Annotated in this window: 12 protein-coding genes and 1 riboswitch; of the genes, 4 read left to right on the top strand and 8 right to left on the bottom strand. The window is 42.8% G+C overall.

From position 1 onward, the window contains the following. Positions 1–103 precede the first annotated feature (103 nt). Positions 104–1,396: an adenylosuccinate synthase gene (locus C1E99_RS02635; protein ID WP_044674596.1), complete on the bottom strand. Its 1,293-nt coding sequence runs from the start codon at positions 1,394–1,396 to the stop codon at positions 104–106. Positions 1,397–1,760: 364 nt separating this feature from the next. On the opposite strand from C1E99_RS02635, the gene gshAB reads away from it, so the two are divergent. Next, positions 1,761–3,998 carry a bifunctional glutamate--cysteine ligase GshA/glutathione synthetase GshB gene (gene gshAB, locus C1E99_RS02630; protein ID WP_105206503.1) on the top strand — a complete coding sequence of 746 codons (2,238 nt, stop codon included), beginning with the start codon at positions 1,761–1,763 and terminating at the stop codon, positions 3,996–3,998. A 283-nt stretch (positions 3,999–4,281) separates the two neighbouring features. Here the strand turns inward: gshAB and C1E99_RS02625 are convergent, their stop codons facing one another. Then, on the bottom strand, positions 4,282–8,211 hold the full coding sequence (locus C1E99_RS02625) for a mucin-binding protein (protein ID WP_105206502.1): 3,930 nt from the start codon (positions 8,209–8,211) through the stop codon (positions 4,282–4,284). A gap of 262 nt (positions 8,212–8,473) precedes the next feature. On the opposite strand from C1E99_RS02625, the gene hslO reads away from it, so the two are divergent. Both hslO and dusB read left to right on the top strand, forming a co-directional pair. Then, the gene (gene hslO / locus C1E99_RS02620) at positions 8,474–9,340 is read left to right on the top strand and encodes an Hsp33 family molecular chaperone HslO (RefSeq protein WP_105206501.1); all 867 of its coding nucleotides are present in this window, start codon (positions 8,474–8,476) and stop codon (positions 9,338–9,340) included. Continuing rightward, positions 9,333–10,334, top strand: coding sequence for a tRNA dihydrouridine synthase DusB (gene dusB / locus C1E99_RS02615; RefSeq protein WP_105206500.1), 1,002 nt, complete (start codon positions 9,333–9,335; stop codon positions 10,332–10,334). Before hslO ends, dusB begins: the two co-directional genes overlap by 8 nt. Positions 10,335–10,692: 358 nt before the next feature. Here the strand turns inward: dusB and C1E99_RS02610 are convergent, their stop codons facing one another. Together C1E99_RS02610 and C1E99_RS02605 are read right to left on the bottom strand one after the other, a co-directional pair. Further along, a complete protein-coding gene (locus C1E99_RS02610; protein ID WP_238146196.1) occupies positions 10,693–11,904 on the bottom strand; it encodes a CapA family protein in 1,212 nt (403 codons plus the stop codon). A 382-nt stretch (positions 11,905–12,286) separates the two neighbouring features. Continuing rightward, positions 12,287–13,222 (bottom strand): dihydroorotate oxidase, encoded by a 936-nt coding sequence (locus C1E99_RS02605; protein ID WP_105206498.1) that lies wholly within the window; start codon positions 13,220–13,222, stop codon positions 12,287–12,289. A gap of 299 nt (positions 13,223–13,521) precedes the next feature. Between C1E99_RS02605 and gdhA the strand changes: the two genes are divergently transcribed. Then, entirely contained in the window at positions 13,522–14,868 is a 1,347-nt protein-coding gene (gene gdhA / locus C1E99_RS02600; protein ID WP_105206497.1) for an NADP-specific glutamate dehydrogenase, read from the top strand. Between the two features lie 165 nt (positions 14,869–15,033). Here the strand turns inward: gdhA and C1E99_RS02595 are convergent, their stop codons facing one another. The 4 genes from C1E99_RS02595 to C1E99_RS02580 all read right to left on the bottom strand — a co-directional run bounded on the left by C1E99_RS02595 (position 15,034) and on the right by C1E99_RS02580 (position 19,057). After that, positions 15,034–15,618: a DUF4352 domain-containing protein gene (locus C1E99_RS02595; protein WP_105108147.1), complete on the bottom strand. Its 585-nt coding sequence runs from the start codon at positions 15,616–15,618 to the stop codon at positions 15,034–15,036. A gap of 10 nt (positions 15,619–15,628) precedes the next feature. Then, positions 15,629–16,471, bottom strand: a complete 843-nt coding sequence (locus C1E99_RS02590) for a mechanosensitive ion channel family protein (protein ID WP_105206496.1) — start codon at positions 16,469–16,471, stop codon at positions 15,629–15,631. Between the two features lie 66 nt (positions 16,472–16,537). After that, positions 16,538–17,872 (bottom strand): alanine/glycine:cation symporter family protein, encoded by a 1,335-nt coding sequence (locus C1E99_RS02585; RefSeq protein ID WP_105206495.1) that lies wholly within the window; start codon positions 17,870–17,872, stop codon positions 16,538–16,540. A 113-nt stretch (positions 17,873–17,985) separates the two neighbouring features. Continuing rightward, positions 17,986–18,089, bottom strand: a riboswitch (glycine riboswitch). Between the two features lie 137 nt (positions 18,090–18,226). Continuing rightward, positions 18,227–19,057, bottom strand: coding sequence for a C39 family peptidase (locus C1E99_RS02580; protein ID WP_105206494.1), 831 nt, complete (start codon positions 19,055–19,057; stop codon positions 18,227–18,229). Between the last annotated feature and the right edge of the window lie 83 nt (positions 19,058–19,140).

The following is a 19,140-nucleotide window of genomic DNA, read 5'->3' as shown; positions in this document are numbered from 1 at the left end:
GTACCTCTTTTTAGTTTGATAAGCATGATTATACCAAATTATAGAAAATAAAGCAAAATTGGTCATTTCAAAAAAGACCGAACTCTCGTTCAGTCTTCATGGATTATTTAGTACTCCAGACACTCTCAAGGATGTTGGTCTGTTCACGACCAGGACCTACTGAGAAGGTTGAGATACGAACGCCTACCAATTCGCTGATACGACGAACATAGTTGCGAGCCGCTTCTGGCAATTCATCCAGGCTACGTACACCTGTGATGTCTTCAGACCAACCTGGCATTTCTTCATAGATTGGTTTGCAACGTTTGAGTTGCTCCAAACTTGCAGGGTAGTGGTCAATACGCTCACCATCCAAGTCATAAGCCACACAGATTTTCAAAGTCTCAAGTCCTGACAAAACGTCGATTGAGTTGAGGGACAAGTTGGTAATACCTGACACACGGCGGCTATGGCGCATCACCACTGAGTCAAACCAACCGACACGGCGTGGACGGCCAGTTGTCGTACCGTATTCCTTACCGATTTCGCGGATACGGTCTCCGATTTCATCGTGCAATTCAGTTGGGAATGGTCCGTCACCAACACGGCTAGTGTAGGCCTTACATACACCAACAACCTTGTCAATCTTGCTTGGGCCGACACCGCTACCGATGGTCACACCACCAGCAACTGGGTTTGAAGAAGTAACGAATGGATAGGTACCTTGGTCAATATCCAACATAACCCCTTGGGCACCTTCAAACAAGACACGTTTGCCTTGGTCGAGAGCATCGTTCAAAATAACAGAGGTATCTGTTACATACTTTTTGATTTCTTGACCATAAGCATAGTATTCTTCAAAGATTTCGTCAAACTCAATCGGAGTTGACTCATACATTTTCTCAAACAAACGGTTTTTCTCAGCCAAGTTTGTTCTCAAACGCTCCGCAAAAATCTCCTTGTCCAAGAGGTCTGCAATACGGATACCAACACGGGCTGCCTTGTCCATGTAAGCAGGACCGATACCCTTGTTGGTTGTACCAATCTTGTTCTCACCTTTAGACTCTTCTTGCAACTGGTCCAATTTGATGTGGTAAGGCAAGATAACGTGTGCGCGGTCTGAAATCCGCAAATTATCTGTTGTCACACCTGAATCATGGAGGTAGTTGATTTCCTTGACCAAAGATTTTGGATTGACAACCACACCATTACCGATAACCGAAATCTTCTCTGGGAAGAAAATTCCTGATGGAATCAAGTGCAATTTATATTTAGTGCCATCGATAACGATGGTATGCCCAGCATTATCTCCGCCTTGATAGCGCGCGATTACTTCAGCATTAGCAGATAAGAAGTCTGTGATTTTACCCTTACCTTCATCGCCCCACTGGGTTCCTACAACAACTACTGATGTCATATTCACTCTTTCTCTGAACTGACTGACCAGTCCAGCCTTTCTTCTACTTCTGGCAGGAATCTCACCTGCAAGTTTCGTTTTTACACATCATTCTACCAAAAAACGAACATTTTTTCAAGAATTTCCCATATTTTTGTATATAACGAATATTACATAGATAATGACAAGTAAATCAATAACAGAACGAACATTCTAGCTTGCAAAACCTTTTTAAAGTTGTTTTTTACAGAAAAAACCGAAATCTCTCCCTCCTTCCTTCTATTTGCACCATTTTTTTCCTTAAAAACGTAGCAGAAATTTGTATTTGTTTTTTAAATTAGATAAAATTGGAAGTAGAATTTATCAGAAATAAGAAGGACCAAATATGTTACAAAAATTATCCCCAAACAGCCCTATTCTTCAGGCCACCTTTGGAATTGAACGAGAATCCTTACGCATCAACTCCGACAACCGTGTGGCTCAAACGCCCCACCCTGAGAGCTTGGGCTCGCGCAGCTTTCATCCCTATATCCAAACGGACTACAGCGAGCCACAGTTGGAGCTGATTACACCAGTGGCTCATTCGACCAAGGAGGCCCGCCGTTTCCTTGGAGCTATTACCGATGTGGCGGTACGGTCCATGAACAAAAGCGAATATCTTTGGCCCCTGTCCATGCCGCCTGTTATCTCAGAAGATGAGATTCAGATTGCCCAGCTGGAGAGCAACTACGAATACCAGTACCGTGTCGGCTTGGCAGAACGCTACGGCAAACTCCTCCAATCCATGTCTGGCATTCACTACAACTTTGAGCTAGGCAAGGACTTGACCCAGCAACTCTTTGCAGTCAGTGGCTATGACGACCTCATCAGCTTTAAAAATGCCCTCTATCTCAAACTAGCTCAGAACTTCTTACGCTACCGTTGGCTCTTGACCTACCTCTACGGAGCTAGCAGTCTAGCTGAAAAGGGATTTTTGACCGATGAGATTGGTTGCGTGCGGTCCATTCGCAATTCCAACTACGGCTATGTCAACGCACCCGATGTCCGCATCTCCTTCTCTTCGCTAGAGCAATACGTGACCGACATCGAGCAGGCCGTGGCTAGCGGTCAACTGTCCGCTGAAAAGGAATTTTACTCTGCTGTCCGCCTCCGTGGTGCCAAGACCAGTCGGGAATTCTTAACCAAGGGCATTACCTATCTGGAGTTCCGCAACTTCGACCTCAACCCCTTTGAGCCACTGGCTATTAGTCAAGAAACGCTGGACACCACCCACCTATTTGCCCTAGCACTGCTCTGGCTTGATGATATGGACCAGGTCGATGAAGAGTTGGCTCAGGCGGCAGACCTCAACAACCGCATCGCCCTCAGCTACCCCCACACTCCCCTACCAGCAGAGGCTGACGCCCGCCCTATCCTGACCGCCATGGAGGCTATCGTCCAGCATTTCGGACTGGACGACTACTACAGCCAGCTCATCGCTCAAGTAGAGGCGGCCCTTCAAGATCCTCGTTTGACTCTCTCTGGAAAAATAGCAGAGCAGGTTGAAGACGGGTCTTTGGAAAGATTTGGCCAGCAGCAAGGACATGCCTTCCATGACTATGCTTGGACAGCCCCTTACGCCCTTAAGGGCTATGAAAACATGGAACTCTCCACCCAGATGATTCTCTTTGACGCCATTCAGCTGGGCTTGAACGTGGAGATTTTGGATGAAGAAGACCAGTTTCTCAAACTCTGGCATGGCGACCATGTCGAGTACATCAAAAATGGCAACATGACCTCCAAGGACAACTACATCATTCCTCTCGCCATGGCCAACAAGGTCGTAACCAAAAAGATTTTGGACCAGGCTGGTTTTCCAGTGCCTGCGGGAGCGGAATTTGCTAACAAGGAAGATGCCCTGCGGTATTACGGACAGGTAGCCAGCTCTGCTATTGTTGTCAAACCAAAGTCTACCAACTTCGGCCTCGGCATCTCTATCTTCCAAGAACCAGCCAGCCTTGCGGACTATGAAAAAGCCCTGGACATCGCCTTTTCGGAAGACAGCCATGTGCTAGTGGAGGAATTCGTGGCGGGGACCGAGTACCGCTTCTTCGTCCTAGACGGCAAGTGCGAGGCTGTCCTGCTCCGCGTCGCAGCCAATGTCGTGGGGGACGGTAGCTCAACCATCCGTGAATTAGTGGACCAAAAAAACCAAGATCCACTGCGAGGGCGTGACCACCGTTCGCCGCTGGAAATCATTAACTTGGGCGACATCGAACTGCTTATGTTGGAGCAACAGGGCTACACGCCTGATACAGTATTGCCAGAGGGCGTTCAAGCCTTTCTACGTGGCAACTCCAATATCTCAACCGGTGGCGATTCCATTGACATGACCGACCAGATGGACCAGTCCTACAAGCAACTGGCCGCTGATATGGCAACTGCTATGGGAGCTTGGGCCTGCGGTGTGGACTTGATTATCCCCGACCGCACCAAGCCAGCCAGCAAAGAAGAGCCTAACTGCACCTGCATCGAACTCAACTTCAACCCTGCCATGTACCTGCACACCTACACCTACGCAGGACCTGGGCAGAGCATTACACCGAAAATCTTGCGGAAGTTGTTTCCTGAGTTGTCAAAATGAGCCCGAATAACAATACATAAAAAATCCCTGTCACCTACATACCTTTGTAGATGACAGGGATTTTTAAAACCTATATTATCAAGTAAATTGTTTTTTGAAATACTGATACTCAATGAAAATCAAAAGTAGCCTAGGAAACGAAGCTGAAGATAGAACTGGAGTTCATCAAAGCAAGTTAACAACGGATAATTTTGATTTTCGAAGAGTATGACTGTATTTCTCAAAAAACTAACCTCTATACAGTGTGCAGAACTGTGAATATAAAGTCTATATAATATTTTAATTAGTCATTATCTTCGAGTAAAGCAATAACTTTTCTCTTCACTCGTTTGAGTAGCGATTCTGTTTCATGCTTTCTAGCAATTTCTTCTGGTTTTGGACTATTCTCAATACGCTCCAATTTTTCATAAATTGTAGCATTTGGATCTGAATGAAGTCCTGATTCTTGCGCAGGTTCCTCAATCAAAGCAGGTTTGCCTTTCTGAAGTGAATTATGAATATATTGACCCAGAACTTCTTCAGAAGTAAAGGCATTCTTAGGATTTGAACTACCTTGAATAGTCTCTGTATAAAGAACATCACCCGTCGCCTTATTAATAACATTGACAACAACTTCCTGAATACGTGGAGTATAACGAACACGTTCAAAACTGTCCCCCATATTAACAGAAACATTTGCCAGACTTGGAATAATTTCTTGACTAGCTTGGAACCCATCAATAATTGGACTCATCACTTCATCAAAAATTGGATAATAACTATACCAATCACCATACTGGACAGTCCCAGTGACCATATTTACCTTCGCAACACGTTCAAAGTTAACATAATTTTCTGAACGTGGAGCAGCTTCTTTCCCATCCGTAAATTCATACTGAATTGTCCGCTTCAATTGATATGAAACATCAAACAAACTTAATCCTGGAATTGTTTTCAATTTTTGAACATCCTCTTCCTCTGCAATAGAAGAGAAATTATTCTTAATATCTTCTAGCTGAACAGTGACAAATTGTGGACGCAAATGAATTTCAACCAAGTTATCATTTGAATTCTCTAGTGTAAATTGTTCTGGTACAATTGTCTCCACAAGCTCATAACCTTGATTTACATAATGATCTATTAAGTTTTCTAGAGAATACCCTAATTTTTCACCTGCACGAACAACAAATTGAGCTTTTTCAAGAACTTTATTAGAATGAACATCCTCGACTGTTACATTGAAGCGATATGGAACTTCATAATACGTAATGACATGGTGGATACGTTGTGCCGCACCATCCAGTCTCACTTTAAGAGAAGAGACCTGAGCTTTATCAACTTCATATCCCTGAATTTCAGGAGATTTAACAGCTTCGAAGTATTTTTTATCCGATTTCCAAGGCCCATAAACAACTTCAGAAGTCACCAAATTAACTATCGCTTCTCGATACACTTGACACTCCTGAGTAATTGACTCACTTGCAGGCTTCTGATTCTCAAAGACATAGTCAATGTGACGCATAACTTTATATGAAAGCGATGCCTTATCCAATCCTCTTGGCCATACAAAAATTTCACCCTCTGCCAACTCTAAAACGCTGTATGCTTCTTTTGGTTCTTCCCAAGTTACTATAGCCGTACGTTCCTTGACATAAATATGGAATTCTTGAGATTCCCTTGTAACTGTCAAATACTCGGGACACTTGCTTTCAACAATATCATAGCCAATAAATCCACCTGCAACTAAGCGTTTTTGTGGAAGATAGTGAATCCGCTCCCCTACACGACCTACAATTTCATCAACGAACACTTGACTACTATCTGATGAATTATGATAGTAAACATTGATTTGCTGAGGGTTATGTTGATATACAACCGTAATAACTTGAGAAGTAGAACCAGAATTGATTTGCTGTTCTCCAACTACCTCTATTTGAGGTTTATAGCCTGTAACTGTCGGAACCTCAACTTCTGGGAATACATCTGTTTGCCCTGTCCACTCTCCATATGAAACTCGACCAGTTGGAAGCGAAACATTGGCTTTACGAGTCAGAACAATCTCCTGCTCAATGGCTGGGGAAATTTCTACACCTGCGTCATTACAAAATTGAATCTTACGAACAACAACCTTTTGAAGGTTATTTACTTCAACACCTTTTGGCCAAGATAAACGTTTAAATCCTTCAATACTTGCATTTGCCTTCTTAGCTGTCTCAACCGTAATAACTTTCACGATTGGTCTTACCTGAATAGAGATCTGATTATCAGAGTCAATCTCTAGTGAGTAGTTCTTAGCCAGTTCATAGCCTTTTTCATAGATAGGAATGAGTACTCCATCTACTTCTGTTGCTAAATCTTGTTCGTCCTTACTAAAAGTCATACGCTCAGCTAAAATAATAGCCGAACCTTCTTTATAGACTTTAATCCAATAAGGTTTCTTCACTGCAACATATCTAACAACATGTTCTATATCAAACGATGATGGTTCGATATGCGTTACCGCCGGAACCACTGTTTGATGGCTATAATAGCCTTCAACCTGCTCAACAGCGATCTCTGGAAGAATTTTTTTCGCAGCATGCCAGTCTGAGTATGTGATTTGTCCAGAAACAAGGTTTACTTTGGCTTCACGAACAAACAGAACACTATCTTTCTCAGCAGGCTTTACTTCTCTACCGTCTTCCGCAAGATAACGAATAGTACGAGTTACAGAACGATTTAAATCTGATTCTGAGACACCTACAGGCCATTTTGCGCCTCGACCGCTTTTCTCAACATAGGTCCCAGCTTCTTTTGGACTGGTATGGCGAACCGTTACAATTTTTTGTCGCATCGTAAATGTATATACATGACGTTGCTCCGATTGGTAACCAAAATGCCCACTTTCTGGAAAATCAGTTTTTACTAACTCATATCCATTTTGATAAAGTTCTTGTAATTTTGTATCTGGTTTAAATGCTAATTCTTCACCACTTCGGCCAATTAGCTCGGTTCTATATAGGAGAATATTTTGAGATTGATCTACAAAATGAACCTCAGCTTTTTGAATCGTTCGAGTATAGACAATAATTTCTGAACGATCCTTGCTACTCGAAGTAACTCCAGACCATTCTGGAATATAAGATGGCTTACCACGATAACCTTCTATTTCAGGTGCCGGAAAGGCCGGCATTGTCTGTCTTTCTGATTCCCAAGGGCTGTATAAAAGCTCTCCTGAAACCAAATGATACACTACGCTACGATTAAACACTACGCTTTGAACAAAGCTTTTCTGAGCAATCGACCCATCTTCATGTTTAAATACGATTTTTCGAACAATTTTACGCTCGATCTCTGTTTTCTCTAAACCTTTCGGCCAAACTGGACTATTTTTAATCTCAGGATAAATTTTTGTACCAACTTGGGGCAGCTGTTCCACCGAATCAAAAACAATAATTCGTGGTTTTACTTGAATGGTGAACACCTGTTCTTTACCTGAAGTAAAACGATTGCCCTTCGAAAAGTCATTTGAAACAATTTCATACCCAAGAACTGCGTACTCTTGTAAGAGTTTAATAACTGGGTAATCAATTTCTTCGCCAGTTCGACCACTGTAGGTATCCGACAATAATTCTTGTCCTGATTCAACATCTACAATCCTAACGTGTATTTGACATTTTATTCCACGATATTGTACCACTAAGATTTGGTTTTCTTTTGAAAAATCGACTTGTTCTGTAGCTGGAACAGATTGTTTATCAGCTTCGTAACCATCAATTACAGGAACTACTACTGATTCAAATCCTTGAGAATGTGAAAGTGGCTGCCAATCTAAATAGGAAACAGTCCCTTGAGCATGATTGACAATAGCAGAACGTCCAATCCGTACTTCTTGTACAACAGCAGATGCTACATCTTGACCTGATTGATTTTGGAACAAAATGGTGCGTTTCACTCTTCGAATCAAGTCTTTTTCAGATACACCTTTTGGCCAAGATAATTTTTTTGAAAAAGGTACTGTTTCGCCATACTTATGTGACGCAGTCGGAAAGACAATACTTTCCTTTTCACGAACAAATAAGTAATGATCTTCGCCCTCTCCTGCTAAAAGGGCAGGACTAATCATGTCTTCTACTAACTCGTATCCTTTATCTAATAATTCTTGCTTCTTTTCCTGAAGATTGAATTTCTTAGCTGTGGTAAATTGTTCTTTTAAAATCTCTTCTTGAGTACCTACCAAAATATAGCTAATCATCTTTGTCTCTCTTTCATGAAATCTATATACTAATAGTCCATTCTATTTTGTATTCTACCCCTTATAATAGCATAATTTATCTAAAAAAAAAAGCAGTTTATTCCTATAATTTATCACTTATTACATGCAATCTTGTAAACAATTTTCAATTTGCTCAAAAACAGTCTAAATGATATTTTTCCACTCTTAAGAATTCTTCCAAAAATATTTCTCAAACTCATTTTCTTCCCCCTCTCTCTCCACTTGTGCTATAATAATCCTTATGGATAAAATTATTAAGACACTATCAAATAGCGGGCATTTCCGTGCCTTTGTGCTAGATAGCACAGAAACCGTGAAAACAGCCCAAGAAAAACACGATACCATGGCGTCGTCTACCGTTGCTCTAGGTCGCACACTCATTGCCAATCAGATCTTGGCTGCCAACGAAAAAGGTGATACCAAAATCACCCTGAAAATCTTGGCCAGCGGTGCTGTTGGAGCTATCATCTCCGTTGCCAATACCAAAGGTCAGGTCAAGGGCTACATTCAAAATCCAGACTTAGACTACAAACGGACCGCGACTGGTGAAGTCATCGTTGGACCACTTGTGGGCAATGGTCAATTCCTGGTCATCACAGACTACGGAACAGGCCACCCTTACAATTCCATGACGCCCTTAATCTCTGGTGAAATCGGTGAAGACTTTGCCTATTTCCTAACAGACAGCCAGCAGACACCTTCTGCGGTCGGACTGAATGTCTTGTTGGACGAAGAAGACAAGGTCAAGGTAGCTGGCGGATTCTTGTTGCAAGTTCTTCCAGGTGCGACCGAGGCTGAAATTGCCCGTTTCGAGAAACGCATCCAGGAAATGCCTGCCATTTCAAGCTTGCTGGCTTCTGAAAACCACATAGAAGCTCTGCTATCCGCCATTTATGGCGACGACGACTTCAAACGACTGTCAGAAGAGGCAATCGGTTTTGTCTGCGACTGCTCTAAAGACCGCTTCCTCGATGCTCTAGCCAGCCTGCCAAAAGCGGACCTGCAAGAGATGAAGGAAGAAGACAAGGGCGTGGACATCACCTGCCAATTCTGCCAGACCCATTACCACTTTGACGAAAACGATTTGGAGGAACTCATCAATGGCTAATCTCAACACCCCTTTCATGATTGGTGATGTGGAAATCCCCAATCGCTGCGTGCTGGCCCCAATGGCTGGCGTGACCAACTCGGCCTTCCGCACCATTGCCAAGGAAATGGGAGCAGGTCTAGTCGTTATGGAAATGATTTCTGAAAAAGGCCTTCTCTACAACAACGAGAAGACCCTCCACATGCTCCATATCGACGACAACGAATACCCGATGTCTATCCAGCTTTTCGGTGGTGATGCCGAAGGGTTGAAACGGGCCGCTGACTTCATCCAAACCAACACCAAGGCTAATATCGTAGATATTAACATGGGCTGCCCTGTCAACAAAGTCGTTAAAAACGAAGCTGGTGCCAAGTGGCTCAAGGACCCCGACAAGATTTACCACATCATCAAGGAAGTGACCTCGGTCCTCGATATTCCCTTGACAGTTAAAATGCGGACGGGTTGGAACAATACCGACCTAGCGGTCGAAAATGCCTTGGCCGCAGAAAGTGCCGGTGTGTCTGCCCTTGCCATGCACGGACGGACCCGCGAGCAGATGTATACAGGAACGGTTGACCTAGAAACCTTGACCAAGGTAGCTGGCAGCCTGACCAAGATTCCCTTTATCGCAAACGGCGACATCCGAAATGTCGAAGATGCCCGCCAGCGAATCGAGGAAGTCGGAGCTGATGCCGTCATGGTCGGACGAACTGCTATGGGCAACCCTTACATCTTCAACCAAATCAACCACTATCTTGAAACAGGAGAAGTCTTACCTGACCTTTCTTTTGAAGATAAACTTAACGTCGCTTTCGATCACTTGACCCGCCTAACCAATCTCAAAGGCGAATCCATTGCCGTTCGTGAATTCCGCGGTCTTGCCCCTCACTACCTCCGTGGTTCAGCAGGTGCTGCCAAGATCCGTGGCGCAGTTGCCCGAGCAGAGACTATCGAACAGGTCCAAGAACTCTTTGACCAAGCTAGAGAGGCATATCATAAAAAACATGTATAACGGGATAAAAAAACTGTAATAACAGTTCAGCACTCTCATCTGAGGCTAGTTTTTTTCAGCTACTCATCGTTCGTTTTTTTCGAAATACAATCAGCATCCCCCTCAAAAACTGCCTTGAATAACGAAAAACTATCTCATATGTACAGGCACTTCACTTGTGAATATAGGTTCAAAAAAACTGAGCAGATTTCATTCGGATCCTGCTCAGTTTTTTTATAAAAAAGATATTCACTTCAAACCAACAGCTGTAAACGATAGTAATCATCAACGTCTACTTCAATACAACATTCAAATTTACCACCTACTGAAACTATTAATTTTAAGGTAGCTCAATTATCCTAGTGTGGCTGGCAATATATTATTCGCCCCAATTTAAATTCATAAATTCATTCATTTCCTGATAAGCTGCCTCTATCCTAGTTTGGGTTCCTTCATCCAGGCTACCATAGTATTTTCCGCCTTGAATAAAGTCTTCTAAGATAAGGGTTTGATAAGTAAAGAGTTCATGTCCTTCTGGAGAATAGGTTCCTTTTGAAACCTTGCTAACCCAGGTAGGATGAGCCTTAGCAGTTTGGATACGTGTCAACCCATCTTTTTTCTCCAAGGTCACATCCATCAGTACACCACGCTCTGTCCATTGTGAATTCGGAGTATCTCCCATGGTCTCAATTCGCTGATTGGAAATGAAATTTCCCATTGAATAGATGATTAATTTCTTCTCTCCATCTTTTTCAATCGTTTCAGAAGGCTCTGCTACATGGGGATGACCTCCAAAGACCAAGTCAGCTCCCCAGTCAACCATTTGGCGGTAAAGAGTAACCTGTTCTTCGGTCGGTTCCAATTGATATTCCACACCCGTCTGAGGCATGACAATGGTGATATCAGCCTCTTTTTCAGCTTTTTCAATCTCTTTCTTCATTTTTTCACGGTTGAAATCAGATAAGTAACTATCATATTCTTCTTGGGTAAGCAAACCTTCCATACCATTAAATCCATAAGCATAGGCTAAGATGGCGATTTTAATCCCATTTACTTCTCGAAGATAGATTGGAGCAGTAGCACGATTTCCTTCTGCATAGACTCCGACCGCATCAACATTGACATCCTTAAACGCAGCCACCGTTGAAATCAGGCCGGACAACTGAGAATCCAAAATATGGTTATGGGCTAGGTCAACGACATCATAACCAACTGAGGAGATATTTTTTGCCACCTGAGCTGGAGCATTAAAGAGGGGATAGCCAGCCAAAGGAAAGTCTGGCGAAATCGTTCCCTCAAAGTCAGCAATGGCTAAATCAGCCTGCTCAATCCAAGGTTGCACATAAGTAAAGTTTTCCGAGAAATCATAGGAACCATCCGACTGACGGGCGCTCATGTAGAGTAGATCATGGTAGAGCAGATCACCGTGAGCCATAATCCGGGCAGTTCTGGTTTTTTCTTCCTCACTAGTAGAGAAGAAAGTCCCAAATAAAGACTGACTATTCTCATTACTGGTGCTTGTAGTAATCGCAGGCATGAAATATTCAAGTAACCAAATTAAAAGTAATAAACTAGAAGCCAACCAACAAATAAATAAGAAGTAGCGCTTATTCCTATTTCTTGCCTTTTTTTTTCTTGCGTGTCATTATCTCTTTTTTGGCCATTATATACCCCCTTATCAGCTGCCTTTCCTACATTATACAATACCGAACCTAAAAAATCAATGCCACACCATATACAATATATACATATTCTAATCCTGAGAAAAATCTAACTCTCCATTAGTTGGGCATAGTTATTAATGCCAATGAAGCAGGACAGGTTTAGAACCTATATTCATAGTTCAGTACGTGTATCAAAGGCTAGTTTTTCAGCTACTCATCGATAACAGTCAGTATTCCTCCCCAAAAAAACGCCTTGATTAGCCAGAAATTGTCCCTTATAACAAGTGCTTCACTTGTGAATGCAGTTTCTTATTCAATATACTGCAACTTTCCACGGAAATCTTCAATGGTTTCATAGCCCTTTTCTGCCATAATAGCTTGTAATTCAGCAGTTATTCGTTCAAAGGCGACCAGCCCTTCCTTTTGCAGAGTTGTACCGATTTGAACCATGCTAGCGCCGCAGAGGATATGCTCGAAGGCATTCCGTCCCGTCAAAACACCACCTGTTCCGACAATCTGAATCTCCGGCTTCAAGCGTTGGTAAAAGGCATGGACATTAGCCAAGGCAGTTGGTTTGATGTATTCACCACCGATACCACCGAAACCATTTTTAGGTTTGATAACCACTTGCTCATCTTCTATATAAAGACCATTTCCAATGGAGTTGACACAGTTAACAAACTTGAGCGGGAACTGATTGAAGATCGCTGCTGCTTGATCAAAATGGACAATATCAAAATATGGTGGTAATTTGATACCCAAAGGCTTGGTAAAATAACTGAAAACCTCCCGTAAAATGGTCTCCGTCGTTTCAAAGTCATAGGCAATCTGCGGTTTACCAGGAACGTTTGGACAGGAGAGATTGAGCTCCACAAGTCCCTTAAAGTCACTTGCCTCTACCGTTTTTAAAATCTCATGCGTTTCATCTGGTGTCATCCCTACAAGAGATAGAACAAATGTTCTCTCGGGCTCACTTTCCTGCAATTCCAAGAGGTAGTCCAAATAATAACGGAGTCCCTGATTGGGCAAACCCATTGAATTGATAGAACCAAGGGGAACATTTTGATAACGGGGTTCTGGATTACCAGCTCGGTAGTCGAGGGTTGCTGTTTTGGTCACAAAGGTCCCTGCTGCAGATTCTTTGACCGCTGCCAACTCCTCCTTGGTCATGCACCATACCCCCGCCGCATTCATCAAACAATTGTCAAATTCAAATCCACCAAGTGTCGTTGCTGTTGAAACCATAGATTCTCCTTATCTAGTAGCCTGTATTCACAAATCAGCAACTCCATGTTAAGGATGGATGTTACACTCCCCATAAAATCACTTTACTTATGCATATCAGCTCAAACTTTTTGTCTGATTATACCATATAATCAACACTCAGGATATTGATTACTGTCAATGTTCGGAATTTTTTCAGAACAATTTTTCTGAATAGTGCATTTTTTACTTTACAAGAAAAAATCCGAGTGCTATAATAATTATCAGATAAATTAAATTGTCTGACAATTTAATAAATTAAAAAGAAATCAGGTGACCACATGTCTAACGCAAAAGCTTACATCCAAGCTTCTTTTGAAGCAGTCAAAGCCCGCAACCCACATGAAACAGAATTCCTCCAAGCTGTAGAAGAGCTCTTCTCTACACTTGAGCCTGTTTTTGAAGCACACCCAGAATACATCGAAGAAAACATCTTGGCCCGTATCGTTGAGCCAGAACGTATCATCAGCTTCCGTGTGCCCTGGACAGACAAGGACGGAAATGTTCAAGTCAACCGTGGCTACCGCGTTCAGTTCAACTCAGCTGTAGGTCCTTACAAAGGCGGTCTTCGCTTCCACCCAACTGTTAACCAATCCATCTTGAAATTCCTCGGTTTTGAGCAAATCTTCAAAAACGTCTTGACTGGTCTTCCAATCGGCGGTGGTAAAGGTGGTTCAGACTTTGATCCTAAAGGCAAAACAGACGCTGAAATCATGCGCTTCTGCCAAAGCTTCATGACTGAATTGCAAAAACACATCGGACCATCACTTGACGTCCCTGCAGGTGATATCGGTGTCGGTGGTCGTGAGATTGGTTACATGTACGGTCAATACAAACGCCTTCGCCAGTTTGATGCAGGTGTCTTGACTGGTAAACCTCTTGGCTTCGGTGGTTCTCTTATCCGTCCAGAAGCAACTGGTTACGGTTTGGTTTACTTCACTGATAACATGTTGGCTGCAAACGGTAAATCCTTCAAAGACCAAACAGTCCTTATCTCAGGTTCTGGTAACGTTGCCCAATATGCTGTTCAAAAAGCGACTGAACTCGGTGCAAAAGTCATCTCTGTTTCAGACTCAAATGGTTACATCATCGACGAAACTGGTATCGACTTCGACCTCTTGGTTGACATCAAAGAAAAACGTCGTGCTCGTTTGACAGAATACGCTGCAGAAAAAGCAACGGCTCAATACTTCGAAGGTTCTGTATGGAACTATACTGGAAAAGCTGATATTGCCCTGCCATGTGCGACTCAAAACGAAATCAACGGCGAGCAAGCTGCTGCCCTTGTGAAAAATGGCGTTTACTGTGTGGCTGAAGGTGCCAACATGCCATCAGACCTTGACGCTATCAAAGTTTACAAAGAAAATGGCGTTCTTTACGGTCTTGCTAAAGCAGCCAATGCTGGTGGTGTAGCCGTATCTGCGCTTGAAATGAGCCAAAACAGCCTTCGCTTGTCATGGACTCGTGAAGAAGTAGATGGTCGTCTCAAAGACATCATGGCAAACATCTTCAACACAGCTAAAGAAACTGCTGAAAAATACGACCTTGGTACAGACTACCTTGCAGGTGCTAACATCGCAGCCTTTGAACAAATTGCGGATAGCATGATTGCTCAAGGTTTGGTATAAAAAATCTGTTCTAAGCTAATTTTTAGGTAAAGCATCTATAATAAATGTGACTCCCAAATTGACGTGCCAATTTGGGGGTTATTTTTTTACAATTCTTAACCGGAAATCACGCTACTTTTCAGGCTTCGAAAACACAAAAAAAGAGGCAACCACCTCTTTTTACATCTATATCCCTTCACCGATTAATTCCGTCCACATAACATCTTCATAGACAAAGGCTAGGTTATCAATCTGATCGACACCGTAGACCAGTTTCACTTTGATGGTCTCACCCGGATTGACCTTTTCAGGCAAGTTGACATCGTAGGTTCGCATATCCAAATCATAAGGAATAACCGTTCCCGCATCAACTAATTGAAAATAGTATTCGTCAAAATAGACAACTTCCTCAGTCGGGTTTTTGACCTCCATTTCTACAAGGTAAGCAAAATTATAGTAATCATCTACTAATGTCAGACTATCGTCCTTACCCATCGAAGTCACCGTAATCTGTAAACCATCTGAAAAATCTACACTATCTCCGACTTGGTATTCTGTGTAAACAATGCTGTTGTCGAAATAACTTTCCGAACTCCAATCATCCGTTGCCTCTGAAGATGCTAGGCTCGTCATTAATATAAGGCAGGTAACTCCCAAGACAAATGACAAAACCAGACCAACTATTGTCGACCAAAATAAGGGCTGTCGATAGAGAGCTTTTTTCTTGTAGTACATTTGACCATTTTCAACGACAAAGTCCTTGACTTCCATGTATTCCTCCCTATTTTGTTAGGCTAGCTGATGGCAAGTCAATTCCCGCTTGCCGAAGCGCTTCTTGATAAAAACCAAAGAATTGGTGGTAAATACTGCTTTGTTGACCATGGGCTACAAAGAGATTGACACGATAGACAAACTGGCCGTTGGTCGTATTTTGCGGTCCAAGGATTGTCACACCAGTAATCTGGTCAAACTTGCTTAATTCTCTACGATTGACTTCCTCAATCACTCGACCGACTTGCTCCAAGTCGGTATTAAACTTAAGTGGAATATCCACCTGAGCCCTCATATCTCCACGAGACTGGTTGGACACAACAAGGATGTTGCGATTGGGAATAAAGTGCAGGGTTCCGTCTGCATCTCTTACTTGTGTCGTCCGAATCCCCATGCTCACAATGGTACCCGAAATGGTAATGGGACCATTGGTTAACTTGACCACATCCCCTACATCAAATTGACGCTCCAAAAGGATAAAGAATCCATTAATCAAATCTGATAAAAAACCTTGAGCACCTAGACCAATCGCTACACCTGCAATTCCTGCACCTGCAAAAAGACTAGACACAGGCAGTCCTAAGATGGTCAAAATACTATAAATCAGAATAAAATAGAGAAGATAATTTAAGATACTTTCAACCAAACGGCTGATGGTCTTCTGACGACCAATATCTTGCGTAGAAACCTTGAGCGACGGGACCAAAATCTTTTTAACCGAAGACTTGGCAAGTTTTTTCACAATATAAAAGGCAAGAAATAACAGTAGTAAAGATAAAACCTTATTGATGGTTGTTGTTAAAATAGAATCCAGATTAAACTGGGCGATATATTTTTGAATAAATGCGTTCATGGGAAATATTATAACAGAAAAATGAATAAAAGACTAAAAGACAGCCGAATGACTGTCTTTCATCTCTTATTTCTTCTTGGCAAAATACTGGCGTGTTTCCTTAATAATGATTGGTGAGAGAGCCAGTAAGGCAATCAAGTTTGGAAGAGCCATAAGGCCATTCACAATATCTGCGATAGTCCAAATCAAGTCCAGCTTGAGGAAACCGCCTAATGCAACCATAGCTACAAAGACTAGACGGTAAGGCAAGATAGACTTGGTACCAAAGAGGAATTCGATACAACGTTCCCCATAATAGGACCAACCCAGAATGGTCGTATAGGCAAAGAGAGCCAGACTAATCGTCAAGGCCAAAGCCCCTGGCTGACCGAAGACCGAAGCAAAGGCTGCCTGAGTTAACGGCGCTCCCTCCAAACCAGCAACTGACCACTGTCCTGTTACCAAAATCGTTAGTCCAGTTAATGTACAGATGATAAGGGTATCAATAAAGGTACCAGTCATCGAAATCAACCCTTGCTCAACAGGGTTGTCTGACTTGGCAGCTGCAGCAGCAATCGGAGCCGATCCCAAACCTGATTCATTTGAAAAGACCCCACGCGCAATCCCGCGCTGAATTGCCTGTTGCACGGTCGCACCTGCAAAACCACCCACAGCCGCAGCCGGAGTAAAGGCTGATTTGAGAACCAAAGCAAGGGTTGGTATGAGCTGATCCCAATGCAGAGCCAAAACAGTCAAACTGGCCAAAATGTAAAGAATGGCCATAAAGGGCACAATTTTAGTTGAAACATCAGAGATTTTTTCAATCCCCCCAAAGATAAAGAAGGCGATGGAAATGGCGGTTACAATGCTGACCAACTGGGGAGCAAGACCAAAGCTAGAAGACATGGAAGAGGCAATAGAGTTAACCTGAGAGAAGGTTCCCATACCCAAGAGAGCCACTAAAACACCTGAAATGGCAAAGAAAATTGCCAGAGGTTTCCACTTTTGTCCCATCCCCAAGGTGATATAGTGCATCGGACCTCCCGCTGCTTGCCCATTGGCATCCTTGGTACGGTATTTAATGGCTAAAAATCCTTCTGCATACTTGGTTGCCATCCCGAAGAAGGCCGCCACCCACATCCAGAAGAGGGCACCAGGTCCACCTGTCGTAATAGCAGTTGCCACCCCAACGATATTTCCCGTACCAACCGTCGCTGCAAGAGCCGTACAAAGAGCCGCAAAGCTCGACACATCTCCCTGACCAGACTGGTCACTGGAAAAAATCAAACGAAAGGCTGTCGGCAACTTGCTGATTTGAAACACTCCCAAGCGAAGGGTGAAATAGACACCCGTTCCGACTAATAGTAACAAAAGGGGCGGACCCCAAACAAAATTATTGATGTTTTGCATCAATTCTAACATAGCTTCCTCCTAAGTATGATTCTTAATCCGATAAAGCTGCCGGAAAAAACAAAAGAGGCTGAATTCATCAACCTCTAGAATCAACGCGAAAAACAACGGAAAATCCCTTGTTTTCTAATCGCTCTGTCCTTTTACCTGAGAGTTTCAGTAACTCTACTTTTCCAAGTAGAACTACCTTGCCCCTTCGGTGCCTGATGGTCTCTCCAGAGTTCCGTCCTTTGGACAGTCAGTTGCCTTTCTGCCCACTATCAACCGGTTATTCAGTTTTATCTTGTTCCATTTTAGACTATTTTTCAGAAAAAATCAATAGTATTTCAGAAAAATCAGTTACCCAAGCATAATTCTATGTATAATTCACCATGCATAATTAGGCTCCTGGCACGGAACCATCGCTTGAAATAATTGTTCTGGAGTAACGATTTTAAGTCCTGCATAGGTCGGATTTTGTGCCAGAGGTGACGGATCGATGTAGTAAATACAATCAATATCTGTTCCATCTTCATTGGTCAAGTAACCTGTTCCAATCACATTGTGTTCCCCTGATTTTCCAGGAGTCATCACAGAAACCTCAAAGGTATAGTACATAGGATAGCCCGAATCAATATTGGCTTTCAGCCGTTCCTTGAACAATTTCATCTGCGGACCATCAGGATTGGCATCTGTTACAGTCTCTAGCCGATAACCTGCCTGACCATCTGCTGGGTATTCATAGCCAAACATGTGCTTATTCAAGATACGAATAGCATCCCGATTATGAGTGCCAAAGGGTTCGTAGGTGCCCATCTCATCCGCCAATTCCTGCTGACTCTTTTGAATGCCTTGACTGGACAACATCATACTGACAGTTGTTGGAGCGCAATGATACCACAGTTGTTGAACTTGAGGTACGATATCCAATCTTTTTTTAATCGGTCCACCTGCTTGGCTTGTACTAGTTTCTGTTTTCTCTTCCTCATTTGAGGAACTTGCCGTCGAAGCAATCGAGGAACTCACTGTCGATCCACTGACTGAACTGGATGTAGATTCTGCTTGATTCCGACTCTCTGTCTGAACCTGTGCCTCGCTACTGACCTTGCTATATTGGGTACTAGACGGAGACTTGGTTAGCACAAAAAACAAGCAAGCAAGGCTGATTGCCAAGACAATAAATAAACTAGTAACAATCATTCGGACAATTCGATTCATGCTAGACAACCCCTTTTTGTTTTTATTTTAACATACATTTTTATAAATAGAAAGCAGATTTATGCAATGAAACCAAGTGATTG

It is taken from the genome of Streptococcus suis, from assembly GCF_002964045.1.
Taxonomy (GTDB): Bacteria; Bacillota; Bacilli; order Lactobacillales; family Streptococcaceae; genus Streptococcus; species Streptococcus suis_U.
Note: the sequence above shows the minus strand (reverse complement) of the source record. Positions and strands in the feature narration are given on the sequence as shown.